This window comes from Microbacterium luticellae (assembly GCF_050408645.1).
In the GTDB taxonomy this organism is placed as follows: domain Bacteria; phylum Actinomycetota; class Actinomycetes; order Actinomycetales; family Microbacteriaceae; genus Microbacterium.
The window spans coordinates 845902-868917 of record NZ_JBNTKE010000001.1 but is presented as its reverse complement, the minus strand read 5'-3'; the positions used below and the strand labels follow the sequence as shown (position 1 = coordinate 868917).

Below are 23016 nucleotides of genomic sequence, written 5' to 3'. Positions count from 1 at the left end.
GTAGCCCTATCAGGAGGATGAATATGCTCGTTGCTTTTTCTGTTGCACCCTCGGGAACCGGCCGTGCCGACGGCTCTGTACACGATGCCGTGGCCGCAGCCGTGAAGATTGTGCGAGACTCCGGCCTGCCCAACCGCACCTCAAGCATGTTCACTGAGCTCGAAGGCACATGGGACGAAGTTTTTGATGTTATTCGCCGCGCCACCGACGCCGTCGCCCCCTTCGGCTCACGTATTTCGCTCGTCATCAAAGCCGATATTCGCCCCGGCTACGAAGGCGAAATCGACGGCAAGATCGAGCGGCTCGAGAAGGCCGTCGGTGAGGTGGTTAGCTGAGCGCCGTCAGTACAGCATCCGAAAGTTCGGGCCAGAGTGGTTTCGCCCAGGCGCCAAAGTTTCGGTCGGTGAGGGCAACACAGCCGACCTGCGCCTGCGGGTCAACCCACAAGAACGTGCCGCTCTGCCCAAAATGGCCGAAGGTGGAGGCAGAGTTGTTCGCGCCCGTCCAATGCGGGGTTTTATTGCCGCGTAGCTCAAACCCGAGCCCCCAATCGTTGGGGCGCTGCGTGCCATAGCCGGGCAGCATTCCGTCAAGCCCCGGAAAAACGACCGTCGTTGCTTCGCTCAGAGTCTGCTCGGCAACAACAGTGGGCTGTTGCAATTCGGCCACAAAACGTGCCAGATCACTCACGGTTGACGTACCGGCAGCGGCAGCCGAGCCATCGAGAGAACTACCGGTCATTCCCAGCGGTTGAAAAAGTGCCTCCTCCATATAGGTGGCGAAAGGAATACCCGAACGCTCGTGCAGTGTGTGGGCGAGCACATCAAACCCGCGATTCGAGTAAATTCGGCGCTCGCCGGGCCGTGCCCACACCCGGTCCTCAGAAAAATCGAGCCCTGAAGCATGAGCCAGTAGGTGCCGAACCGTTGAGCCTTCTGGCCCCGCAGCGTCATCCAGTTCACACACACCCTCTTCCACGGCGACGAGCGCGGCAAAAGCCGACAGCGGTTTCGTGACGGAAGCCAAAGCAAAACGCCGCTGGGTGTCGCCATACTGAGCGAGCACCGTGCCATTGGCCGCAACGACGGCGGCAGCAGCATTATCAACGGGCCATTCTGCGATGCGGCCAAGTGCTGCTTCGAGCTGTTGTGTGGTCATGGATCCTCTCTCGCCTCGCAGGCATCCTCCCACATTTGGGTGTGGACGGCCGTAGGGTAAACACATGACGCAGCAGCCGGTGAGGGCCGGAACCACGGTTGTTATCCGGCAGGCTCCTGACGCCACAGCGATCGAGGTCTTGCTGCTGCTTCGCCCCGCTCGCGGATCATTCGCGAACGCCTGGGTTTTTCCGGGCGGAAAAGTGGAGACAAGCGACGGGCATGCGACAAACCCCGAGAACGAATTACTCAGCGCGCAGGCGGCCGCGCGTCGAGAAACCGTCGAGGAGTGCGGGCTTGTGCTGCACGACCTCGTACCGCTGTCGCGATGGATTCCGCCGATGGGTATTTCGCCGCGTATTCACACATGGTTCTTTCTTGCCCAGCATCCGGAAGCCGGCCACGCACAGCAGCAGCTCACCCTCGCCGCCGACGAAATTGTTGATGCTGTATGGCTCAGCCCGCAGACAGCACTTGACCAGCATGCGGCGGGGCAGTTGACATTGTTTCCGCCCACGTGGGTGACGCTGGCGAACCTGCGCGACTATACGAGCGTCAACGAAGCGCTCCGCAGCACACAGGCGCGGTACACGACACAGGGGATCGAGACCTTCACGACCGTGGCATTACCCGCACCGAACAGAACGCTTGTGTGGGAGGGCGACCATGAGCACACGAGCGGCAAAGATAATAATGCTCGGCACCGGCTCGACTACGAAACGCTGCCGTGGCGGTACGTCCGCACGCACCATCCGTAGCCTTCGCAGAGACCGCCGCTAGCCTCCGAGACTCCCGGATACCGTGTTTCCGGATGCTTCGCGACCAAGCAGCGCCTGTTTTACCGCGGTTCCCCACGCAAAACCGCCGAGTGAACCGTCGGCGCGCAGCACGCGGTGACAGGGAACGAACAGCGCCGGAGCGTTGCGAGCACACACGGATGCTGCGGGCCGCACGGCGCCCGGTTGCCCCAGCTGCACAGCGAACTCGGTATAGCTCAGGGGCCGCCCGGCGGGAATGTCGCGCAGCGCTGCCCAACCTCGCTGTTGCAGAGCGGTACCGTACTGCACAACAGGAATGGCCAACGGCGCATCGTGAGCGCCGGCATAGTACGCGCGCACCGCGGCGATAGCGGCACCCGCGTTGCCCAGTTCATCTGCGTCACCGGGGGCATCTGCGTCACCGGGGGCACCCGTTTCTGCCAGCTGTGCTGGGCGGTGCGCTGCTGCGATGCGGTGCAGCACGGCTTCGGGGTCGCTGCTCCAGCCCGATGCCAGTACAGCACCGGCGTCATCGACAATGACGGTGAAGGGCCCGTCGGGGGTGTCGATAGTGGTGAAAGTTGCCGTGGTCACCGCATTCTCCTCGTCGTCTGGTGCTGCTATTCACCGGGTTCTGCGCTCAGCAGGCGCTGCAGGTGCATGCCCACCTCATCGGTTTCGATGAGAAAACCATCGTGCCCGAAATCGCTCGTGACAACAACGGCTTCTTTGCCATCGAGTGTGTTGTGCACGCCCCGCGCGATACGGTGCTGCCCGTCAACAGGGAATAGTCGGTCGGTGTCGATACCGAGCACAAGCGTTGTGGCCGTCACCTGCTTTAACGCGTCTTCGACACCGCCACGCCCGCGACCAACGTCATGCGAATTCATCGCCTCAACCAGGGTGATGTAGCTGTTGGCGTCAAAGCGGCGCGTGAACTTATTTCCATGAAAATCGAGGTAGCTTTCGACCGCAAAACGGCCGCCGTGGCCCAGCGGAGAAAGATCGGACTGCCACGACCGCTGAAAACGCTGATTCAACTCCACCGGGCTGCGATAGTTCAGCAGAGCCATGCGACGGGCCAGCGCAAGCCCACGGTGCGGGCCATCGCCAATGACGGCATCGTAATACTCACCACCGGCAAACCGCGGATCCATGCGCACCGTTTCGAGCTGCACAAAGTTCATCGCCAGCTGGTCGGCGGTGGTTACCGGCGGAGACGAAAGAATAGCCAGCCGCGCCACCCGTTCAGGGTGAGTCACTGCCCACTCCAGAGCGTGCATACCACCCATAGAGCCGCCAATAATGGCAGCCCAGCGGTTAATTTCTAGTGCATCGGCCAGCAACACCTGAGCTGCCACCTGATCGCGCACTGTCAGATACGGAAAACGCGAAGCCCACTCATAGCCGTCGGGCGCAATGCTCGCGGGGCCCGTCGACCCCTGGCACCCGCCCAGAATATTCGGTGCAATGACAAACCACTGGTCGGTATCAATGGGGCATCCGGGCCCGATCATGCCCGACCACCACCCGGCCGTCGGGTGCCCCGGGCCTGCCTCGCCGACAACATGGCTGTCGCCCGTGAGCGCATGGCAAATGAGTACCGCATTATCGCGGGCGGCGTTCAGTTCTCCCCAAGTTTCGTAAGCCATCCGGATGCCGGGAAGCTCCCCGTCGTTTTCGGTACGAAACACACCAAAAGTAGCGAATTTTCGCTCGCCTGCGGGGTCGCCATCACGCCATGCTCCTGTCGCCGGTGGGCGCGCTCGCAGGAGCCGTACGTCGGCCTCGGTTACGCGTGCCGAGGGCACACTGTCTTCTGAGGTCGTCTGCCAGTCCATGCTTCCATTCTCTCCACTCCACGAGGAAGAGTCGGCCAGATTACGTTCGACGTGTCGGCAGGAGAACAAAAACGCCGGATGCTCTGCGCCACACGGGCACGGAGCATCCGGCAGTAAAGCAGCTTAGACGCGTGCTGATTCAGCGGCTGCACGAGCGGCAGCCAGCGCGTTTTCGAGGTCGGCTTTGAGGTCTTCGACGTTTTCGAGTCCGACCGACAGTCGCACGAGGCCCGGAGTGACACCGGCCGAGAGTTGATCTTCGGGCGAGAGCTGGGAGTGGGTGGTCGATGCCGGGTGAATCACGAGCGAGCGTACGTCACCAATGTTGGCGAGGTGGCTGAACAGTTCAAGGTTGTTGACGAATGCACGACCGGCTTCAACACCGCCCTTGAGCTCGAACGATACGACGGCGCCGACACCCTTGGGGGAGTAGCGCTGGGCTGCTTCGTACCAGGGCGACGAGGGCAGGCCTGAGTAGTTGACCGACGCAATGTCGTCGTGGTTTTCGAGCCACTCGGCGATGTGCTGCGTGTTCTCAACATGACGTTCGATGCGCAGAGACAGGGTTTCAACGCCCTGAATGAGGTTCCAGGCGCTCTGCGGCGAAATGGCCGAGCCAAGGTCGCGCAGTAGCTGCACGCGCGCCTTGATGATGTAGGCGAGCCCGTCGCCGACGGCGGTGGTGTAGCTGGCGCCGTGGTACGAGGGGTCGGGTTCGGTAAGGCCGGGGAACTTGTCGACGTGCTGCGACCAGGGGAAGGTGCCGCCGTCAATAATGACGCCACCGATCGTGGTGCCGTGGCCGCCCAAGAACTTGGTAACCGAGTGGGTAACGATGTCGGCACCGTGCTCGAAGGGGCGGATGAGGTACGGGGTGGCAATCGTGTTGTCAACAATCAGGGGCACGTTGTTTTCGTGCGCGATGTCGGCAATCGTACGAATGTCGAGCACGTTGATCTTGGGGTTGCCAATGGTCTCGGCAAAGAACAGTTTGGTGTTGGGGCGTACGGCCCGACGCCACTCTTCGGGGTCGTCTTGGTTCTCCACAAAAGTAACCTCAACGCCGAGCTTTGCCAGCGTGTATTTGAAGAGGTTGTAGGTGCCGCCGTAGATGGCGCTGGAAGCAACAAAGTGGTCGCCGGCGCTGGCGATGTTGAGAATCGCGAAGGTCGATGCGGCCTGACCACTGGCAAGCACGAGTGCGCCCGTACCGCCCTCGAGTGCGGCGAGGCGCTGCTCGAGCACGTCTTGCGTGGGGTTCTGAATGCGGGTGTAGATGTTGCCGAACTCGGCCAGCGCGAAGAGGTTGGCTGCGTGGTCGGCGTTATCGAACACGTACGACGTGGTCTGGTAGATGGGTGTTGCGCGCGACTTTGTTGTGGGGTCGGGGGCAGCGCCCGAGTGGATCTGTTTGGTCTCAAAGCGCCAGTTGTCGGCAGCAGACATGATTTCTCCCCTGGTGAAAAAGGTAGTCAAAGGTGTGTGTGAAAAACGCCGGGTGGGTGCGGGTAATGGTTCGAGCCTACGGAACTCTTGCTTTGTCAACAACGAATGGGAAATGTTACGTAACACGCGCGAGCACGTGGTGCGTGCGCGAGCACCCATACCGTCGTACGGTGGGAGACATGGTTAATAGGCGTGCCGTGGTAACCGGGGCAAGTTCGGGAATCGGTGCAGCGACCGTGCGGGCGTTGCGCAGCAGTGGATGGGATGTCGTGGGGGTTGCCCGTAGGGTCGATCGCCTCGAGCAACTCGCTGAAGAAACCGGCGCCGTCGCAGCACCCTGCGATCTCACAGATCCGGACGCCGTTGCGAACCTGGCCGACACTCTCTCCGCCAGCGGCCCGGTGCATGCTCTTGTGCACGTCGCCGGTGGGGCGCGCGGTACCGATCGCGTCGAAGACGGGGTGCCCGATGACTGGCAGTGGATGTTTGAGGCCAATGTGCTTTCGACTCAGCTGCTCATCGCCGAGTTTTTGCCGCTGCTTCGCGAGGCGGCGGCAGCGAGTGGTCACGCCGACACGCTGTTTGTTACGTCGACGGCAGCGCAGGTGGCATACCCCGGCGGCGGCGGATATAACGCGGCCAAGGCAGGACAGTCGATGGTTGTGCATGCGCTGCGGCAGGAACTCAATGGCGAACCGCTGCGGGTAATCGAGGTCGCACCCGGCATGGTGCATACAGAAGAGTTCACGCTTAACCGCCTGGGCGGTGACCAGGGTGCCGCCGACGCCGTCTACGAGGGTGTTGACGCCCCGCTGGTCGCCGACGACGTCGCCGGAGTCATTGCCTATGCGCTGAACGCCCCCGGGCACGTCAACCTCGACCTTGTCACGATGCGGCCTGTTGCACAGTCGGCCCAGCACCTCTTAGCACGTGGTCCGCTGCGTGTGGTCACCGAGGAGTAACAGTGCCGGGCCAGAGCCTGAAGCAGCTGGCGGATAACGGCGTTATTGATTCTTCGTGGGTGCCGGTGCTGCAACCGGTTGCGACCACTATTGCGCAGCTGGGCGACCGGCTGCGAGCAGAGCAGGACGCCGGGCGCCGCTATGCGCCCACGGGGCACAACGTGCTGCGGGCCTTTCGCCAGCCTTTTTCTGCCGTGCGGGTGTTGATTCTGGGGCAAGACCCCTATCCCACCCCGGGGCACGCGGTGGGGCTGTCATTTTCGGTGCATCCCGAGGTGCAACCGCTGCCGCGCAGTCTCAACAATATTTATCGCGAACTGCACGATGACCTCGGTATTTCTCCGGCTGGCCACGGTGATCTTTCTGCATGGACAGAACAGGGGGTGCTGCTGCTCAACCGTGTTTTGACCGTTCAAGAAAGAGCCGCGGGTTCCCACCGGGGTTGGGGATGGGAAGAAGTGACCGGATGCGCCGTGCAGGCGCTCGCTTCTCGCGGTATGCCGCTCGTTGCTGTGCTGTGGGGCAATGACGCCCGCGCAGCCGTGAGCCTTTTGGGCACGACCGCAACGGTTTCTTCGGCGCACCCATCACCCCTGTCAGCGCACCGCGGATTTTTCGGATCCCGCCCATTTTCTCGCGTCAACGACCTCTTGCGCCAGCAGTCCGCTCCGCCTGTGGATTGGCAATTGCCGGCCATCAATCTGGGCTAAGGTGACCCGGGAGATATCCGTCTCATAGCAAACGCACCCACTGCAACGACTGCACATGTGGCAAGGACAGGGAAGTTCGAAACGTCATGGCGCTTGATTTTGACCGCTATCCGCAAAAACCCCACGGAGGCACGCTCGTCGACCAGGTCGTACCGGCCGACCGGCGCGAAGCCGAGATTACACGGGCCCGGTCGCTGCCCAGCATCCGGGTCGATCTTGAAGCAATCATCACGATTGAGATGATTGCTACCGGTGTATTGTCGCCGGCGCGCGGATTTATGAATGAGGCCGACTATCTCTCGGTTCTTGAAAAAGGGCGGCTGGCCGACGGCACAGTGTGGCCTGTTCCCTTGAGCTTTGCGCCCATCGGTAAGGTCAACTCCGACATCATCGCGGGGCTTTCGGTCGGCGATGACATTGCGCTCACCGACAGCAATAACGATCCGGTGGCCATTCTCGCTATCGAAGACATCTTTGCTTATGACCGAGATTTTCGTGCCGAAAAGCTGTTCGGAACCACCGACCGCAATCACCCCGGCGTCGACTCGATCTATCGCCGCATGGGTGAAACAGCGCTCGGTGGCACACTGCACCTGCTCAATCGCGTCGACTGGGGCCCCTTCGAGGGTCTGCGCCGCGAGCCGAAAGACACCTGGCGGCTGTTCTACGAAGAGAAGAAGTTTGGCTCGGTCGCAGGTTTTATTACGGGGGCCAACCCGCTGCACCGCGGCCACGAATACATCCACCGCAATGCGCTCGAAGAGGTTGATGGGCTGTTCTTGCAACCGCTGGTTGAAATGGCCAAGCGCGAGTACGTGCGCCACGAGTACCGCATCCGCGGCTACCAAAACGTCATGGAGCAGTACTATCCCACCGACCGGTCGATTCTGTCGCCGCTGCGCGTCACCTACATTTTTGCCGGACCGCGCGAAGCCATTTTGCACGCGCTCATCATGAAAAATTACGGGTGCACGCACGCGCTCATCGGTCGTGACCATGCCGGAATTGGCGATTATTACGACAAGTACGCCAGCCACTCCATCTTCGATGACTACAGTCACGAAGAACTCGGGATTGACGTGCGGCTCTTTCACGAAGTGTTCTACGACGCCCGCGCATCCATTCACGCCACCGCACGCACAACCGCTAGCGACGACGTGCGCTATCGGCTCAATATTTCGGGCACCGGCATTCGAGAGCTGCTGCGCTACGGCTACATGCCGCCCAAAGAAATCGTTCGCCCCGAATCAGCGTTGGCCGCTATTCAAGGGATCCAGCCCAAGGGTGTCGACGAAGACGGGCGTGCCACGATCGACCCCATCGGCAAGGTTATTAAGAGCATGTTCCCCTTCTACCTGGAGTACACGCGCCTGGGTGGTGAACGCCGTGCGAGACCGCTCACGGTAGAAGAACTGACGCTCGACGACCTTGAAGCGGTCATTCGCGATGTGCGTGAGCACGCTGCTCTCATCTATCAAGATGTGTACGACGAATACAGTGCTGTGCTCGACCACAACCGGGCACTGCAACCTGCGTGGCGTGAAGAAGCCCGCGAGGGGCTGCGGGCCAAACAAGAGCAGTTGGTCAACGAGCTCGAACAAAAACTCAATCAGGCACCCGAAACCGCGTCGGATGAGTTCATGTATCAGGACCGCGACGAGGCCGAGCGTGAACTGGCCGCAGCGCGACGTCTGCTGGCCGAGATTCCCGGATGCCTCGAGCCCGACGCTCTCGCTGCACGCACCTGGAACAGCATGCCGTACCGTCGATACCGCGGAGCTGATGACGACGAGTAGACGGGGTTAGCGAGGAATAGTCGGAACGGCCGACAGGAGTCGCTGCGTATAGGCCTGTTGTGGGTTGAGCAGCACACTGTCGACCGTTCCGCGTTCGACGATGTGGCCGTCTTTCATCACGGCCACCGTGTCACACAGACTCTGCACAACACCGATGTCGTGCGAGACGATCACCAGCGTCATGTTGTCGTCGCGACGCAGCTGACGAATCAGGTCGAGCACGAGAGCGCGCACTGTTACGTCGAGGGCCGAGAGCGGTTCATCACCGATAAGAATGCGTGGCCGATGCACGATGGCCCGTGCCAGCGCAATACGCTGCCGTTGTCCACCCGAAAATTCGTGGGGGTAGCGCTGTGCCATATCGGCGTCGAGGCCCACCGTCTGCAAAACTTCGAGCACTCGCGCATCATGACTACCCTCTACTCCGAGCGCGCGCAGTGGCTGCCCGATACTGCGGGCAACAGTCATGCGCGGGTCGAGCGAAGCATAGGGGTCTTGAAACACAATGCCGGTTTCGCGGCGTAGCCAGTGCAATTCACGTGCCGAAGCACGCGCCTGTACAGGCCGACCCGCCACCTCGACCGTACCTGTTGTGGGGGTGTCTAAGCCCAGCAGCAGCCGAACAAGGGTCGATTTACCCGAGCCTGACTCGCCGACGACACCGAGCGCTTCGCCTGCATTGACGGAAAGATCGGTGGGGTGCAGTGCCACAGTTGATCGGCGCGGGTGAAACAGCGTGCGGCGGGGGAGCGGAAACTCTCGACCCAGCCCGACGGCGCGAATAATGCTCATAGTCCGGCCCCCTCAGCACCCGTGCTGTCGCTCGGCTTCCACAGCGTCGCAACCGCATCGCGCAGTAGTCCCTGCGTGATGGGCGATTGCGGGTCATGCAATAGCTGCTCGACCGAACCGGCCTCGGCAACCCGACCGTGTTCAAGAACAATCGCGTGTGTAGCCACCTGCGAGAGCACAGCCAGATCGTGCGTAATAAATAGCAGCGACATCCCCTCGCTATCAACAAGCGACAGAAGCAGCTGCAAAACCTCGGCCTGAATCGTGACATCCAGTGCCGTTGTTGGTTCATCAGCGATCAACAGTTGCGGGTGTGCCGCCAGGGCCATCGCAATCGCCACCCGCTGACGCTGCCCGCCAGAAAGCTGGTGCGGGTATCGCGTGACGATCGTTTCTGGGTTGCTCAGGCGCACACGACGGGCTTCTTCGAGCGCTCGTGTGCGAGCCTGGGATCGCGGCATCCGGTGATGAATACGTACGGATTCGGCAATCTGTCTACCCACCGTGCGAATGGGGTTGAGCGCTGTCTGCGGTTCCTGAAAAACCATACCGATTTCGCGCCCGCGCACCTGCGCCAATGCGTGGTCAGACAGCGTCAATAGTTCTCGATCATTCCACCGGATGCTGCCCGATACGTGCGCGCTCGCGGGCAACAGCCCCATGATGGCGAGCGCTGTTAACGATTTTCCTGACCCCGACTCTCCGATGATGCCCACGCGGGCGCCGTCGGGAACCGAGAACGACACCGCATCGACCACTGTGCGTGTGCCGAAGCGGATGGTGAGGTCAGAGACTTCGAGGCTCATGCGACCACCCCCGGAAGAGGTACGGGAGGTTCGGTGTCGGTGTGTGGTGATGCGTCGTTGGATTGCAGCGTGGGGTCGGTGGCTTCACGGAGGGCGTCGCCGAGCAGGTTGAGAGAGAGCACCGTGATGGTGATGGCGAGACCGGGCCACACAACGGAAAGCGGGTGCACCCGGATGTATCCCTGCAAGTCGGACAGCAAAATACCCCACGATGGGTCGACGACAGAGGCCCCAAAACCTAAGTACGACAGGCTCGCTTCGGCAAGCACGGCAACAGCCATCGCCCACGATAGTTGCACAGTGAAAACCGGTGCGACATTGGGCAGAAGGTGCTGAAACAGAATGCCGGTGCGGCCAAGACCCGAGGCACGCGCGGCAACAATAAAGTCGCTCTGCTGCACGCGGCGAAGTTCGGGGCGAGTGACGCGGGCAATATTGACCCCGAAACCGATACCGACGGCCCAGATCACCACCCACAGTGAGCCGCCCCAGATGGCAGAGATCATCATGGCGATGATGAGCACAGGAAAGGCAATGAGAATATCGACAAACACTGCGACGGTTTCACGCATCCAGCGTGGGGTTAACGCTCCCAGCGCGGCAAGACTGATACCGACGAGCGTTGCCACAATTCCTGCTCCTGCCGCAACAAAAATAGTCGTTTGCGCGCCCGCCATGATGAGGCTCAGAATGTCTCGCCCCGAACCATCCGTGCCCAAAACATGGGGCCATGACGGCCCTACCCAGCGGCGCGACACACTCGTTTCTTGCGGATTAAACGGAGTCCACACGGTGGAGAGCACGGCAACAACGCCGATAAAAACAACGACAAGGGCACTCCAGCGCCCGATCCGGATGCTCCACAGCGCACGAATCCACGCCGGTAGGCGGCCCGTACGCGCCTGCAGTTTTTGTGGCTGCGTCATGTTGCCTCCCGCTGACGGGGATCGATCGCGTGGTGTACGAGATCGACGAGGAATCCGATCACGAGCACGAATCCTGTGAGGACTAAGAGCTCACTCTGCACCTTCACTAGGTCTCGGTTGCCGACGTCGGTCACCAGCATCCGGCCGATACCGGGCAGTGAGAAGAGCTGCTCAATCACGACCGAGCCGACGACGATTCCGGCCACCTGGAGACCGAGCACGGTGATGATCGAGAGCCCAACCGCCGGGATACCGTGAGTGATGAGAGCGCGTCGGCGTGTGAGTCCTTTTGCGGCCGCTGTGCGAACAAAATCTTGTGAGGCTGCCTGCAGAGTGGCGCTGCGCACAAAACGCAGTAGCATAGCGCCCTCGACGATTCCGATCGTCAGCGCGGGCAGTATGAGTGCACGCAGTGCCAGCCCCGGCTGCGCCCAGCCGCTGCGTGGAAACCCCTGTGCTGGCAGAAGACCCAGCCACACAGCAAACACGACGACAAGCATCATGCCCGCCCAAATGACGGGTACGGCGGCAAGAAATTGTGCCCCGACACTGATGGCGGTACCGGTGCGCTTGCCACGGAGCATGGCCGAGACAATGCCGAACGGTAGCGCGATAAGAAGAGCAATCGTGAGCGCCATCAGGCCGAGCGGAACCGTGATTTGCGCCTTCGTCGCAATCTCTTGAGCTACCGGCACCCCGGTGAGCATCGACTTGCCGAGGTCGCCCACGAACACGCCGCTCATCCACGACGTGTACTGGGTGAGCAGCGGTTGATGAAGCCCCAGTGATTCGCGCAGCGCCGCAATTTGCTGCGGCGTTGCCTGTTCTCCGGCAAGAATCTGTGCAACATCTCCGGGAAAGACCCGCAGTACGGCAAAGATTATGATGCTCGACACGAGGAGCCCCGCCAGCAGCAGGGCCCCTCGGGTCAGAACGTAACGAATCACGGCCAGGTTCTTTTATCGGTCGTGGCTGGACTGTTACTCCGAGACGGTGACGCCACGAAGGTCGAGTCGCGCATTAATGCTGCCGGTGGGGAAGCCCGAAACCTCGGGGCGTACTGCTGAGGTGATCATCCAGTCGTACAGCCAGTCGGCCGCGTGATCTTCTGACACCAGGCGGGCTGCTTCTGCCAGCAGGGCCTCGGACTTTGTGACATCCGGTTCACTGCGCGACTGCTGATACAGCTCTTGCACCTTCGGGTTGTCGTAGCCGAAATAGTAGGTGGGGTCGGTAAAGTTCGAAAAATCACGCGGTTCAACATGCACAACAAAACTCAAGTCATAGTCGTGTTTACTGTAGACGGTGTCGAGCCAGGTAGAAAACTCCACTGCGCGCACCTTCAATTCCACGCCTACTTTCGCGTAGTCAGAGACCAGCATCTGCGGAATCGTCGTCGAATAAAAGTTGGGGATTGTGAGCGTGAGCGACAGGTTCTCGGCCCCGGCCTCGGTGAGGAGCTCTTGCGCTCGTTTCGGGTCGTGTGGTGCGACAGCAGAGAGGTCTTCGTAGCCGGGGTCGAGGGCAGGGATCGGGCCATACAGTGTTGTGCCGAAGCTGACAGTCTCGGTGCCGAGGGCTTCAATCAGACCCTCGTGATCAACGGCGAGGCGCAGTGCCTCGCGCACACGCTTGTCATCGAGCGGGGCACGAACGTTGTTAAACGCAAGGGTGCCCTTGTCGGTTGTGCGTCCCTGTACGAGCGTGAACTCACCGGTTTGTTCGATCTGCGAAGCAAGCTCGGGTTCGACGCGGGTCAGCACGTCGAGCGTGCCATCGATGGCGGCGTTGACCCCCGCGGTCGGGTCGGGAATGTACTCAAAGACGATCTCTGCCACACCGGCCGGCTCGCCCCAGTATTCTTCTGCCCGGTCAAACGTGATCGCTGCACCCTTGTTCCAACTCGAGAGCGTGAAGGGCCCCGAGCCGTTTTCGGCCGTTTTCATATCGGTCTTGTCGCCCTTGGCAAAAACGAGACCGGCGCGGCCGGTGAGTGCGAAAAGAAAGTTTTGGTCGGGTTCACTCAGGGTGATCGTAACGGTTGTGGCATCCGGGGCAGCTATCGAGGCCACAGAAGAAAAGTCGCTGTGTCCCTTGATTGTTTCATCGTCTTTTACAGCCTGGAACGATGCCAGCACATCGGCCGAGGTGAGCGCCGCACCGCTGTGAAAACTGAGTTCATCGCGCAGCGTGAACGTGTAGACCAGGCCGTCTTCTGAGACCTCATAGTCGTCGGCAAGCCGCGGCACGATCGAGTTATCGGGTGTGCGCGTGACGAGCCCCTCATAAATGTTGTCGATAAGAATTTGTTCGAGCGCAGCACCCGAAGTGTGACGGATATCAAGGTTGTCGGGTTCTGCGACAAGACCCACGGTGAGTGTGGCGTCGGGATTCACCTCGCCCGTCACAGCCTGGGTGGGGGTGGGCTCGGCAGAGCCCGAACAACCGGTCAGGGCTATTGCCGAAGCGGCGATGACAGCGAACAGCGCAAGGCCTCGGGGGTGGCGGATCATGCGGACTCGTTTCTCGTGAACAAAAAGGCAGGGGAAACAACAGGGGTTGGTGCGCTACTGCGCTGTGGGGTTACCGGATGCTGTGGGGTCACCGGATGCTGCGGGGCTACCGGATGCTTCAGGTGTGTACCGCGCTCGTACAAGAGCGGCTAACTCGTTGTATGCCGTCTCTTGTGCGTTGTGGGTGGCATCCAGTGCCGTGACGATGGCTCGTGGCACTCGTCGGGCAAACTCGGCGGCGTCGTCGGGAGTAACAAAGCCGTGCAGGGCGCGAACCAGGGTGATAGGAGCGCGCACGGCTGCTAGGTCGTGCCAGCCCTGTTCGCTCAGCAGTGCAGGAACATCGTCGTTCTGGTTGTCGAGTGCCTGGGCTGCGATATGGGCAAAGTGATGCTTCCACTCAACACGGCCGTCATCGCGCACACGCGTGTTCAAAAAAACTCCGCGTTCGGTGTCGGCGTGGCTGCCGCCCAGACCAAACTGCATGGCTTTATTGACGAGTTCTTCGCGTGAAGCAAAATCGGTGGGCCCGGCAAAGAACTGCCGCAGCATGGCGGGGCCGGCGCTCATGTCGACACCGGGAGTGATGTCGACGATCACAAGCTGTGCAACAAATTCCGGATGCCGCGCAGCCAGCGCTGCCGCCGCGAGGCCACCCAGTGAGTGCCCCACAAAAATCTGGGGTCGTGTGGTCCACGCGCGGCAGGCCTGGGCGATGTCATCGGCAAGGGTTGTGGGGGAGTAGTTGGCGTCGCTGCGCCACGAAGAGTCACCGTGCCCGGCCAGATCGATGGCGAGGGCAGGAAGCCCGAGTGAGAGGATGGTGGCGTCCCACGTGTGGGCGTTGAGCCCCGCGCCGTGTAAAAACAGTGCGACAGGTTCTTCAACGCCAAAGCGCAGGGCAGAGAGTTCGCGGCCGTCGGCGAGTGTGAGGTGTACACGAGCAACCGTCGGCGATTCGACCCCCAGCGCAGCAGCCTGGGCGTCGAGGTAGGAGAACTCGGTGGTCTCATTGGTCACGCACTTATTGTGCTCTGAATCAGGGGTAATAGGGAAATGCCAAAACAAAGTGCCAAGGAATTGGCGGTAATAATTGGGCAAACCGATTAGTTTACTCAGCAATTTTTGGGCAATATGATTTTGCGAGTCGTGTAGCGCGTGCAGTCGCCGGGGTAGTGCAGGAGTTGTTCTCGTGCGCGATTCGGCGCAAGAGTGAGGTTAGGCATGCCTATGTAAGTGGTACTATGGCTTCATCATGAACTCGATTGCCGCACCTCTCACGCCGCGCGCTCGCCGTCGTTCTCGCAATGCGACGGTGCAGCACCTTATTGCAGCCGATGAACACTCCTTCGCTCCGCTGCAGGCACTTTTGGCCACACTGCCACTGTGCAGCACGGGACGTATCTTCATTGAGGTGCCCGATCAATCAGCAATCGTGCCCATTGACGCCCCTGCACGCATGACGGTCACGTGGTTGACGCGCGACTCGCGTAGCGGCCAGCCAGGGAGCGGTAAACGCTGCCGCCGAGGCATGGCACTTACCCGTGCAGTAACAGCCTGGGCCAATGAAATGTTCGTGGCCGAGCACGACGCGGCAGAGTCGAGCACGCACATTACGCTGATGGGCGGTTATGTTTCGACCGCCGACATTACCGAGCATCTTGTCGACAACATGGGCGTTGACGCCGCAGTTATCGATACTCCCGCCGAATTCGGCATCTTGCCCCGCCACTGATTCGTTGCTGTCTACGCGCTATCAGCGACGCGGCAGATAGTAGCCGTCTTCGAGCCCCGCTTCGATTTCGAAACGGTTCGTGAGCGGATTGCGACCGGCAAAAAGATACATGATGGGTAGCATCATGCCGTAGCGCAGCCACTGAATTTTGTGCACTCGTTCGTGGTTGAGTACTCGGTCGTCGGGTTCGGTGTCGCCGGTGAGAAAGCATGCGCCCACACAGACACCGCCACGGGCATGTGTCCACGATGGCATGCCTCGAAAGATCCAGAGTCCGGCGCGACGTTCAATGCGCCCCGTGCTCCACAGGGCGCCCCACGCCCACCCGACAGCAGTGGCCCACAGGAATCCGGCACGGCTGAGCGGCGAACGCAGCAAGAAGCTGGGCATTCGGCGATCACGGCGTCGCCCCTCGGCAAGAATAACGGCCGCGCGTTCTTCAATCACGCGTCGATGCGCACCGGTGAGCGCAGAACGGTGTGTCATGCCAATGCTCCGATCAAGCGCAGAATCGAGCCCAGGTCATTCACCGCGTCGAGGGGTGAGGCAGGAGCAAAACCAGCAAGGCATGCGCCCGCTAGCGAGGTGTGTTCTCGTACGGTACGCAGCGCGGTGGCCAGCTCGCTGGGGGATGCCCCAAAGGGCGCAGGGGTAAAGACGCCCGAGAGCGATGAGGGATCAAGCACATCGACATCGATGTGCACGAACACGCGGGTTGCTCCGGTGCGTGCAACGGCCTGTGCCAGGCTGGCGGGGTCAGCGAGCTGATCGACGCCAACCGACGTCATTCGCTCTCTCAGTTGTGCGTCATCGTTTTCGGCTGATCGGGCACCCACGAGGATCACTTTTTCCGGGGCTATGCCGGGCGTTGCGGCCAGTGGCATCTTTTCGTCGGCCAGCATGGCGCGTACCGCCATATCGGTGAAGGCTCCCGAGACTGAGGTGGTGGGTGAGCAGAGCCCCGGCTGTGCGCTGCACCACAGCAGTGCTGTGTCGTCGGGGTCGACTGCGAGGGCCGACAGTACGGCGGGCGAAATACCGCTGTCACCGCCGATGACGACGGCATGGTCTTCCGGATGCCGCTGCAGAGTCTCGTGCAATGAATCAATAAGAACGTCGCGAACGCGCTGAAGCGAACTGAGCCTTTGCACGCCACTGTCGAGGGCATCGCCTGCTTCGAGTGGTACGTCGAGCACCTGAGTGCGAGCGCGCGGAAGATCGCCAGCGATTGCTGAAGCACCGTCGGCTAACAGCATGGCTCGTGGCGCAGAAGAACCCTGCCACTGGGGAACCACAACAAACTGTGCCATGAAAACCTCGCGTCATCGTCGTCGCGCTACGAAAGGGGATGGGTGGGCGGGCTTTTATAGGCCCGCCCATCACATTATTCTTCGATCGCTGCGGGAGGGTTGCCCGACTTGAGGGCAGCAAGTCGCAGTTCGACTTCGCTGAGTTCGCCCATGTCGTCGAGGCTTTCAAACTGGGCGTCGAGTGTAGACGCAGCAATTTCTGCCTTGCCCTGCGCGAGGGCTTCTTGACGGCGAATCTTGTCTTCGAAGCGACCAATTTCGCTGGTTGGGTCAAGAACATTAATCGACTTGACTGCGTCTTGTACACGGTTCTGCGCTTCGGCAACCTTGGCGCGTGCCAGCAGTTCACTGCGCTTTGACTTCAGCTCTTCGAGCTTCTGCTTCATACCGTTCAAGCCCGACTTCAGCTTGTCGACAATCTCGGTCTGTGCAGCGATCTGAGGTTGTGCCGACGATGCCTCGCGTTCCGAACCGATCTGGCGCTGGAGCGCGATTTTCGCAAGGTTGTCGAACTTGTCGGCGTCGGCAGTGTTACCGAGTCCGCGCAGTTCATCAGCCTTCGTGCTGGCGGCAATAGCCTTACGCCCCCATTCAGCGGCGGCCTGTACGTCTTCTTGGTGGTCACGTTCGAGCAGGCGCAGGTTGCCGATCGTTTCGGCAATGGCCGACTCGGCGTCGGCGATGTTGTTGGTGTAGTCGCGAACGAGCTGGTCGAGCATCTTCTGCGGGTCTTCTGCCGAGTCGAGAAGCGCGTTGATATTTGCCCTCATGAGGGTCGAGATACGACCGAAGATGGACTGCTTAGCCATGGGGTGGTCCTTTCCGTGAACCGAAGGTGTAACAACATTACGTAATAGGGATAAAGACAAGAAGAGCGTCAGCGGTTAGAAACGACCACCTCCTGGTCGTCCTCTGCTGCCACCAAAACTTGAAGGGCCTAGGCCACCGCTGCGGCGCCCGCCCGATGACCGCCACCCTGAGGAGCTACTGCGCGAAGAACCGCGGCGTGACGACCGGCCAGAACTCATGCCACCGGCGATGATGCCGCCAATGATGCCGCCAAGAATATCGCCGCCGACCGAGCCGCTCCTGCGCTGTCGTCGCGGTGCACCCCAGCCTCCTGCCATTCCTTGACCACCCCAGCCTGCGCCGGCCATCCCCTGGCCGCTCCAGCCGCCGACGCTGCCGAACTCGGCCTGCGCACTAATCGTTGCTTGCTGAGCCAGGTTGAGTGCACGCTGTGCGTGCGCGAGCGCCGAGGGCGGGTCGCTCAGCTGAAGGGCTGTGGCCTGCTGCAGCGACGCTTGGGCCTGGGAGAGCCGCGTGCGAGCAGTCGGGCCTAATACCCCTCGACGGGTGGCGATGTAGTCATTCGCCGTGGCCAGCTCGGCCTGAGCCTGGGCCATGGTTCCTGCCAGTTGTTGCTCGGCGCGAGCAATCTGTTCCTGCTCTGTGCGGACCCGAGCCACAATGTCGTCGATGCGCGTGTTGACGGCGGTCAGCGTCTCGAGGGTCTGTTGGGGTCGGCGCAGCGGCGAAGCAAGCTCTGCGCGTGCGCGGTCAACTTCGGCTTTGGTGCTGCTCATCACCGACGCCAGCCGCCCATCGGTATCGGGCAGGCTTGCGGCGAGTGCAAGGTCGTTGGTGATATCGGCAATAAGGTCGTGCGCCTGCTGTTCTGTGATCGCCAGATCGCGTCCTAGTGTGCCGATGGCGTGGCTGAGCTGCTCGCCCTGCGCAATCGCCTGCTCGGCCGTCCGAATAGCGAAGGCTGCCTGGGCGCGCTTACCTTTTGTGAGTAGCGTCGTCGCGCGACTAATTTCCGTGTCTGCGAGCGCAAGACGACTGCGGGCCTGCTCGGCGTTATCGGCGACTGTTGAAAGAGCACTCTGGTCATAGTTCTCATGCAGGCGCTGCAGATCATGCGGCGCCTGAGCCACAACCGCCTCGGCTTTTTCTCGCTGCGTTATGAGCTGCTGCAGTGCTTCGTCAGCACCCTGTTCCAGCTTGCGCAATTCATCGAATGCTGCCACATTCTCGTCGAGAATTTCATCGGCCTGCTCGCACAGTTCGATAATGGCGATGTGCCATGCGCGCCGCTGTTCGTCGGTGTCAGGAATCTCGTCATCAAGTTTTTGTCGATAGTCGAAAGCCTCGTCAACTTTTTCTTGCGCCGCAGCGATCACCTCAGAAAAACGCTGTGTGGCCTGATCGCCAAACTGGGCTGCGGCAAAGCCGAGGTCTTCGCGGCTGCCGACAATGTGATCGTCCATAGCAACAAGAGCACGCGCTGCTTCGCGTTCAAGTTCTTCATCACTGGTGTGCGCGAAGCGGCCGTCAGGCCCGCCAGCATGGGGAGTGAGTTTCTGCTGCGCAGGCCGCCGGCGCTTTTGCATAATGATCGCGACGACGATGATGATTCCGCCCACCACCAGCAGGCCGAGAAGAGCTCCCCAGGCTCCGCCACCCTCACCAGAGCCACTGCCCGTGGCACCAGCACGACTACCGGCAAGTCCATCGGCGGTAGCAATAATTGCTTCGCCCCATTCTCCCTGCGATAGCAGCGGGGCAATCGAGCGTTCCACCTCGCCGACACGGTCATAGGAAACCGGGCCGTCACTGTGCGCAGAAATGTAATAGTTGCGGCCCTCAACCGCAATGGCAAGCAGGTACTGATGCGTGCCAAGACCGTTATCGGCAGCGACAGCGTCGGCCCACTCCTGGGCATCACCGGGGTCGGTGAAGTCATCAACGAGCACAACGAAAAGGCTCATCGTGCCGTCGCTGTGAAGGTCGTTGAGTCGCTGCTCAGCAGAATCTTTTTCTGTCGCCGAGAGCACGTTTACCGTGTCGGTGATGAAGCCAGAACTGAGTGTGACAGGGCCTATAGCCGCCGCGGGAATCGCTGCCAGCGAAAGCAGCAGCACCACGGCTGCTGCAACTGCCAACCGGATGCCGTGCACCAACGTTAAAGCCCGTGTCATGCGTGCTCCCTCCGAACGCCGCTAACCCTGACGAGTCTATGCGTATCTTTCGACAGGGGAAAAAATTTTGATCGCGCCTGTGGAGGGCTTCCCGGCCAATGTCAGCGGATGCTTTTAAGGTGGAAGGGTGTGGAACGACAGGTACGGAAACGACGTGCTCGCCGACGGCTGGCGCGAGCGCGGCCGCAAGAAAATTGCGCAGGTCGCTGCCGATCGCGACCTGGTGGTTGAAGTAGCCAGTGACGGATTTTGCGGAGCCATCACGCGCATAGAAGCCGGGCATGTTGAATTAGAAGACCGCCGCGGTCGTCGCCGAATGTTCCCCATGGGGAGCGGTTTCCTGATCGATGGTGATCCGGTGCAGCTGGTTGCGCCCGCTGCCTCACAGCAGTCACGCCGTCGCACAGCATCCGGGTCATTTGCTGTTGAGCAGGCACGGGCGCGTATGGCGCTACCCAGCCGCATACTTGTCGAGGGGCGGCACGATGCCGAACTCGTCGAAAAAGTGTGGGGAGACGACCTGCGGCATGAGGGTGTTGTCGTCGAATATTTGCAGGGCATTGACCTGCTCGATTCCCTGCTCGTCGAAGCCCCGCCCGGGCCACGCCGACGCTATGGCGTGCTGGTTGACCACCTGGTTCCTGGCTCGAAAGAATCACGCATAGCTCAAGCGATTGCGCAGGGGCCGCACGGTGAGCACGTATTGATGGTGGGACACCCCTATGTCGACGTGTGGCAGTGCATTACCCCCACTGCCGTCGGTATTGCCGCGTGGCCCACTATTCCTCGCGGGCAAGACTGGAAAACTGGGATTTGCCGGGCATTCGGTTGGCCCCATGAATCCCAGGCCGACATTGCGCGGGCCTGGCAATTTTTGCTGTCAAAAGTCACCACCTTTCGCGATATTGAGCCGTCTTTGCTGGGCCGAGTAGAAGAGCTCATCGACTTCGTCACGGCTCCAACGGCAGCGCAATAGCCCACGCGCAGCAGCGAGGCTGGCGACGGTACGCTGGACGAATGCCTGAACCCCGTACTTTCCGTGATGAACCCGTGTCGTTTGTGCGCCGCAGTGGTCGTATGTCACAGGCGCAAGAGCGTGCTTTTGCCGAGCTTGCCGAGGCGTATCTGCTGGATCTGCCTCGCGCCGAAGCATGGACTTCGGTGCATCCGGATGCACGGCTCGACGTGGCCGCCGAGTATGGGCGTCGTGCGCCGCTCACCGTCGAAATCGGGTCGGGTCAGGGACACGCGATTGTTGCGGCCGCGTCCGCGCATCCTGAGCGCGATTTTCTTGCGGTTGAAGTCTTTCGGGCGGGCCTTGCCCGCACCATGCTCGATGCTGATCGTGCGGGTGCGAAGAATCTGCGGCTGGCAGAGGCGAATGCACCCGAGGTACTAGAAACCTTTCTTCCCGCCGGTGCCATAGATGAACTGTGGATCTTCTTTCCCGACCCCTGGCATAAGAAAAAGCACACGAAGCGGCGCATGGTCCGTGATGGTTTTCCGGGCATGGCAGCCCGTGCGCTGGCCGCCGACGGGATCGTGCGACTGGCCACCGATTGGGAAGACTATGCGCTGCAGATGCGCGAGGTGTTCGATAGCGACCCCGCTTTTGAGCGCGGCTTCGACGGCGAGTGGGCACCGCGTTTTGATGGCCGTGTCATGACGGCTTTTGAACGTAAAGGCAAAGAAAAAGGCCGTGCTATTCGCGATCTCACGTATCGTCGTCGCGTCTAGCACGGCCGTACAAAGGTGGCCTTTGTCGCCAGCAGCCCTATGCAGCCGCCAACAGTTCGCGCCACAGCTCGCCGATACCGGCCAGTACCGGGTCGGCCGCAATCGAGCTGCCGGGGTGTGAATTCAGGCGCACAAAAGCCCGCACTCCGTTGGCCGAGAGTTCGGTGAGTGCTGTCATTCCGCGGCGGTCCGAGCACACCACGCTGGCCACAGCCGCACCATCGATCGCCGTATCTTCGCGAGCGGAGTCGGTGCATCCGCCCATATCGTGGTCGAGGTGTGCAGAGTCGGGTCCTGCGGTGGCATCCGGTAGCACCTTGACGATCACCGCTCCGCGCTGCAGTACAGCCTTGCAGCCCACCTCGTCATCGAAAGCGATTGTTTTTGTGACGGGGGAGTCGACGGTCTGCTCGAGCGTTGCCGAGGCATCCAGGGCAGCACACAGTTCGGCCGACGTTGCCGAGGCCAGGGTTATGGGCGTGGCAGGCTTTTCGGGTTCGGGTGTGGCCTCGGGTGACGGCGATTCTGCGGCATCCGGGGCACTTGTTTCTACCGGAGCCGTCGGCTCGGGACTGGGCGCAGGTTCGGGGGCACATGCGGCAAGCACAAGCGCGGCAGGTAGAAGCAGTGCCGCTAGTGCGCGCGCCGCGCGGCGATGTGTCTGTGAGCTAGTCATGATTACTCGGAGATGTTCCAGCGCCAGCCCTTGGCACTGCCGCGCCGGCTGATCATCGGGGCGTCATAAACAATCTGGTCAATGGCGGCGTCGGCTTCGGTCGCGGCGAAGAGCTGGCAGGCCGTGACGGTCTCACCTGCTGCAAGCTTTTCTGCGTCGTCGCGCGTGAACATGTCGCATCCGGCGATCACGTCGTCCGAAAGAATTCCCGGCCGCACTGTTGCGATCTCGACCTTGTCGACACCCTGCGCTGCCCACTTGTAGTCGCTCAGGGTATACACGTCTCCTGCGTCGTAGTCACCTTCTGCCATGGTCGCGTCGAAAGTCACAAAGAACAGGGTGCCGGAGGCATATTCATCGGGCAGGCCGACCTCGTCGTTGTGTTCGGCGACGGTCGCGGTTTCGACCGAGGTCACCGTGATGTCGAGCGTGCCATCGGTGTCAAACGAACCGCTGCTGTCGACGGGTACAGACAGCGGTGCACCCAGTTCGGCAGTGCGTGCCGTGTCGGCACCGCATCCGGTGATGGTGACGGCAGCCACAGCAAGCAGGCTGACGGCGCTCCATTGGCGCAAACGCATAAGAATCCCTCCGGGGATCACACGAAGACGCACACTAAACGAGCGGCCAGTGACAGCAACGCGAGTGCGTCGCCGCTGACGGAAAATAAAAAAAGAGGGGCATCGGATGCTGCGGCCTAATCCAGCGCGCACACAAACGTTGTCCTCATTAACGCAAACACAGGATGATTGCAGTGCCCCCGACACGATTCGAACGTGCGACCTACGGTACCGGAAACCGGCGCTCTATCCACTGAGCTACGGAGGCGTACCGGTTGACTTTATCACTGACATCCTGGGAACGACG

24 protein-coding genes and 1 tRNA gene are annotated in these 23016 nt (G+C 61.1%); 8 read left to right on the top strand and 17 right to left on the bottom strand.

Going from position 1 to position 23016, the window contains the following annotated elements:
- The first annotated feature begins 23 nt into the window (after positions 1-23).
- Entirely contained in the window at positions 24-335 is a 312-nt protein-coding gene (locus ACQUSW_RS04385; RefSeq protein WP_428931028.1) for a thiamine-binding protein, read from the top strand.
- Here the strand turns inward: ACQUSW_RS04385 and ACQUSW_RS04380 are convergent.
- Positions 328-1158: a serine hydrolase domain-containing protein gene (locus ACQUSW_RS04380; RefSeq protein WP_428931027.1), complete on the bottom strand. Its 831-nt coding sequence runs from the start codon at positions 1156-1158 to the stop codon at positions 328-330. The genes ACQUSW_RS04385 and ACQUSW_RS04380 overlap by 8 nt on opposite strands.
- Before the next feature lie 64 nt (positions 1159-1222).
- Between ACQUSW_RS04380 and ACQUSW_RS04375 the strand changes: the two genes are divergently transcribed.
- Positions 1223-1915, top strand: a complete 693-nt coding sequence (locus ACQUSW_RS04375; protein WP_428931026.1) for an NUDIX hydrolase — start codon at positions 1223-1225, stop codon at positions 1913-1915.
- An 18-nt stretch (positions 1916-1933) separates the two neighbouring features.
- Here ACQUSW_RS04375 and ACQUSW_RS04370 read toward each other — a convergent pair whose 3' ends face one another.
- From ACQUSW_RS04370 to ACQUSW_RS04360, 3 genes are all read right to left on the bottom strand, one after another.
- Entirely contained in the window at positions 1934-2509 is a 576-nt protein-coding gene (locus tag ACQUSW_RS04370) for a methylated-DNA--[protein]-cysteine S-methyltransferase (protein ID WP_428931025.1), read from the bottom strand.
- 26 nt (positions 2510-2535) lie between these two features.
- Positions 2536-3756 (bottom strand): homoserine O-acetyltransferase MetX, encoded by a 1221-nt coding sequence (gene metX / locus ACQUSW_RS04365; protein ID WP_428931024.1) that lies wholly within the window; start codon positions 3754-3756, stop codon positions 2536-2538.
- A 123-nt stretch (positions 3757-3879) separates the two neighbouring features.
- Positions 3880-5202, bottom strand: a complete 1323-nt coding sequence (locus ACQUSW_RS04360; protein WP_428931023.1) for a bifunctional o-acetylhomoserine/o-acetylserine sulfhydrylase — start codon at positions 5200-5202, stop codon at positions 3880-3882.
- 179 nt (positions 5203-5381) lie between these two features.
- Here ACQUSW_RS04360 and ACQUSW_RS04355 point away from each other — a divergent pair, with 179 nt between their 5' ends.
- From ACQUSW_RS04355 to ACQUSW_RS04345, 3 genes are all read left to right on the top strand, one after another.
- Entirely contained in the window at positions 5382-6164 is a 783-nt protein-coding gene (locus ACQUSW_RS04355) for an SDR family oxidoreductase (protein ID WP_428931022.1), read from the top strand.
- Between the two features lie 2 nt (positions 6165-6166).
- Positions 6167-6874 carry a uracil-DNA glycosylase gene (locus ACQUSW_RS04350; RefSeq protein ID WP_428931021.1) on the top strand — a complete coding sequence of 236 codons (708 nt, stop codon included), beginning with the start codon at positions 6167-6169 and terminating at the stop codon, positions 6872-6874.
- 86 nt (positions 6875-6960) lie between these two features.
- On the top strand, positions 6961-8670 hold the full coding sequence (locus ACQUSW_RS04345) for a hypothetical protein (protein ID WP_428931020.1): 1710 nt from the start codon (positions 6961-6963) through the stop codon (positions 8668-8670).
- Positions 8671-8676: 6 nt separating this feature from the next.
- On the opposite strand, the gene ACQUSW_RS04340 is transcribed toward ACQUSW_RS04345, so the two are convergent.
- From ACQUSW_RS04340 to ACQUSW_RS04315, 6 genes are read right to left on the bottom strand one after another with little or no spacing between them, the layout of a single operon-like run.
- A complete protein-coding gene (locus ACQUSW_RS04340) occupies positions 8677-9462 on the bottom strand; it encodes an ABC transporter ATP-binding protein (protein ID WP_428931019.1) in 786 nt (261 codons plus the stop codon).
- A complete protein-coding gene (locus tag ACQUSW_RS04335; protein ID WP_428931018.1) occupies positions 9459-10268 on the bottom strand; it encodes an ABC transporter ATP-binding protein in 810 nt (269 codons plus the stop codon). The genes ACQUSW_RS04340 and ACQUSW_RS04335 overlap by 4 nt, the downstream gene beginning before the upstream one ends.
- Positions 10265-11194 carry an ABC transporter permease gene (locus ACQUSW_RS04330; protein WP_428931017.1) on the bottom strand — a complete coding sequence of 310 codons (930 nt, stop codon included), beginning with the start codon at positions 11192-11194 and terminating at the stop codon, positions 10265-10267. Before ACQUSW_RS04330 ends, ACQUSW_RS04335 begins: the two co-directional genes overlap by 4 nt.
- Entirely contained in the window at positions 11191-12141 is a 951-nt protein-coding gene (locus tag ACQUSW_RS04325) for an ABC transporter permease (protein WP_428931016.1), read from the bottom strand. Before ACQUSW_RS04325 ends, ACQUSW_RS04330 begins: the two co-directional genes overlap by 4 nt.
- A gap of 33 nt (positions 12142-12174) precedes the next feature.
- Positions 12175-13707 (bottom strand): ABC transporter substrate-binding protein, encoded by a 1533-nt coding sequence (locus tag ACQUSW_RS04320; RefSeq protein WP_428931015.1) that lies wholly within the window; start codon positions 13705-13707, stop codon positions 12175-12177.
- 54 nt (positions 13708-13761) lie between these two features.
- The gene (locus ACQUSW_RS04315; protein ID WP_428931014.1) at positions 13762-14727 is read right to left on the bottom strand and encodes an alpha/beta fold hydrolase; all 966 of its coding nucleotides are present in this window, start codon (positions 14725-14727) and stop codon (positions 13762-13764) included.
- 235 nt (positions 14728-14962) lie between these two features.
- Here ACQUSW_RS04315 and ACQUSW_RS04310 point away from each other — a divergent pair, with 235 nt between their 5' ends.
- The gene (locus ACQUSW_RS04310; protein ID WP_428931013.1) at positions 14963-15442 is read left to right on the top strand and encodes an SIP domain-containing protein; all 480 of its coding nucleotides are present in this window, start codon (positions 14963-14965) and stop codon (positions 15440-15442) included.
- 21 nt (positions 15443-15463) lie between these two features.
- Here ACQUSW_RS04310 and ACQUSW_RS04305 read toward each other — a convergent pair whose 3' ends face one another.
- From ACQUSW_RS04305 to ACQUSW_RS04290, 4 genes are all read right to left on the bottom strand, one after another.
- Positions 15464-15832, bottom strand: a complete 369-nt coding sequence (locus ACQUSW_RS04305; protein ID WP_428931279.1) for a Fe-S oxidoreductase — start codon at positions 15830-15832, stop codon at positions 15464-15466.
- Between the two features lie 92 nt (positions 15833-15924).
- Positions 15925-16752 (bottom strand): arginase family protein, encoded by an 828-nt coding sequence (locus tag ACQUSW_RS04300; RefSeq protein ID WP_428931012.1) that lies wholly within the window; start codon positions 16750-16752, stop codon positions 15925-15927.
- Between the two features lie 74 nt (positions 16753-16826).
- Positions 16827-17561 carry a PspA/IM30 family protein gene (locus ACQUSW_RS04295; RefSeq protein ID WP_428931011.1) on the bottom strand — a complete coding sequence of 245 codons (735 nt, stop codon included), beginning with the start codon at positions 17559-17561 and terminating at the stop codon, positions 16827-16829.
- 75 nt (positions 17562-17636) lie between these two features.
- Positions 17637-19736, bottom strand: coding sequence for a TPM domain-containing protein (locus ACQUSW_RS04290; RefSeq protein WP_428931010.1), 2100 nt, complete (start codon positions 19734-19736; stop codon positions 17637-17639).
- Positions 19737-19863: 127 nt separating this feature from the next.
- Between ACQUSW_RS04290 and ACQUSW_RS04285 the strand changes: the two genes are divergently transcribed.
- Positions 19864-20712, top strand: a complete 849-nt coding sequence (locus ACQUSW_RS04285) for a DUF3097 domain-containing protein (protein ID WP_428931009.1) — start codon at positions 19864-19866, stop codon at positions 20710-20712.
- Positions 20713-20753: 41 nt separating this feature from the next.
- On the top strand, positions 20754-21473 hold the full coding sequence (trmB, locus tag ACQUSW_RS04280) for a tRNA (guanosine(46)-N7)-methyltransferase TrmB (protein WP_428931008.1): 720 nt from the start codon (positions 20754-20756) through the stop codon (positions 21471-21473).
- A gap of 37 nt (positions 21474-21510) precedes the next feature.
- On the opposite strand, the gene ACQUSW_RS04275 is transcribed toward trmB, so the two are convergent.
- From ACQUSW_RS04275 to ACQUSW_RS04265, 3 genes are all read right to left on the bottom strand, one after another.
- Positions 21511-22149 carry a hypothetical protein gene (locus ACQUSW_RS04275; RefSeq protein ID WP_428931007.1) on the bottom strand — a complete coding sequence of 213 codons (639 nt, stop codon included), beginning with the start codon at positions 22147-22149 and terminating at the stop codon, positions 21511-21513.
- A gap of 2 nt (positions 22150-22151) precedes the next feature.
- Complete coding sequence (locus ACQUSW_RS04270) at positions 22152-22862, bottom strand: hypothetical protein (RefSeq protein WP_428931006.1); 711 nt, start codon at positions 22860-22862, stop codon at positions 22152-22154.
- 42 nt (positions 22863-22904) lie between these two features.
- A tRNA-Arg gene (locus ACQUSW_RS04265) sits at positions 22905-22977 on the bottom strand.
- Between the last annotated feature and the right edge of the window lie 39 nt (positions 22978-23016).

Excerpts from the sequence above, each read along its gene's own strand:
- trmB (WP_428931008.1), top strand. The coding sequence starts at position 20,754 with ATGCCTGAACCCCGTACTTTCCGTGATGAACCCGTGTCGTTTGTGCGC.
- ACQUSW_RS04360 (WP_428931023.1), bottom strand. The coding sequence starts at position 5,202 with ATGTCTGCTGCCGACAACTGGCGCTTTGAGACCAAACAGATCCACTCG.
- ACQUSW_RS04310 (WP_428931013.1), top strand. The coding sequence starts at position 14,963 with ATGAACTCGATTGCCGCACCTCTCACGCCGCGCGCTCGCCGTCGTTCT.
- ACQUSW_RS04290 (WP_428931010.1), bottom strand. The coding sequence starts at position 19,736 with ATGACACGGGCTTTAACGTTGGTGCACGGCATCCGGTTGGCAGTTGCA.
- ACQUSW_RS04330 (WP_428931017.1), bottom strand. The coding sequence starts at position 11,194 with ATGACGCAGCCACAAAAACTGCAGGCGCGTACGGGCCGCCTACCGGCG.
- ACQUSW_RS04305 (WP_428931279.1), bottom strand. The coding sequence starts at position 15,832 with ATGCCCAGCTTCTTGCTGCGTTCGCCGCTCAGCCGTGCCGGATTCCTG.
- ACQUSW_RS04375 (WP_428931026.1), top strand. The coding sequence starts at position 1,223 with ATGACGCAGCAGCCGGTGAGGGCCGGAACCACGGTTGTTATCCGGCAG.
- ACQUSW_RS04335 (WP_428931018.1), bottom strand. The coding sequence starts at position 10,268 with ATGAGCCTCGAAGTCTCTGACCTCACCATCCGCTTCGGCACACGCACA.
- ACQUSW_RS04295 (WP_428931011.1), bottom strand. The coding sequence starts at position 17,561 with ATGGCTAAGCAGTCCATCTTCGGTCGTATCTCGACCCTCATGAGGGCA.
- metX (WP_428931024.1), bottom strand. The coding sequence starts at position 3,756 with ATGGACTGGCAGACGACCTCAGAAGACAGTGTGCCCTCGGCACGCGTA.
- ACQUSW_RS04300 (WP_428931012.1), bottom strand. The coding sequence starts at position 16,752 with ATGGCACAGTTTGTTGTGGTTCCCCAGTGGCAGGGTTCTTCTGCGCCA.
- ACQUSW_RS04380 (WP_428931027.1), bottom strand. The coding sequence starts at position 1,158 with ATGACCACACAACAGCTCGAAGCAGCACTTGGCCGCATCGCAGAATGG.
- ACQUSW_RS04340 (WP_428931019.1), bottom strand. The coding sequence starts at position 9,462 with ATGAGCATTATTCGCGCCGTCGGGCTGGGTCGAGAGTTTCCGCTCCCC.
- ACQUSW_RS04320 (WP_428931015.1), bottom strand. The coding sequence starts at position 13,707 with ATGATCCGCCACCCCCGAGGCCTTGCGCTGTTCGCTGTCATCGCCGCT.
- ACQUSW_RS04275 (WP_428931007.1), bottom strand. The coding sequence starts at position 22,149 with ATGACTAGCTCACAGACACATCGCCGCGCGGCGCGCGCACTAGCGGCA.
- ACQUSW_RS04345 (WP_428931020.1), top strand. The coding sequence starts at position 6,961 with ATGGCGCTTGATTTTGACCGCTATCCGCAAAAACCCCACGGAGGCACG.
- ACQUSW_RS04355 (WP_428931022.1), top strand. The coding sequence starts at position 5,382 with ATGGTTAATAGGCGTGCCGTGGTAACCGGGGCAAGTTCGGGAATCGGT.
- ACQUSW_RS04385 (WP_428931028.1), top strand. The coding sequence starts at position 24 with ATGCTCGTTGCTTTTTCTGTTGCACCCTCGGGAACCGGCCGTGCCGAC.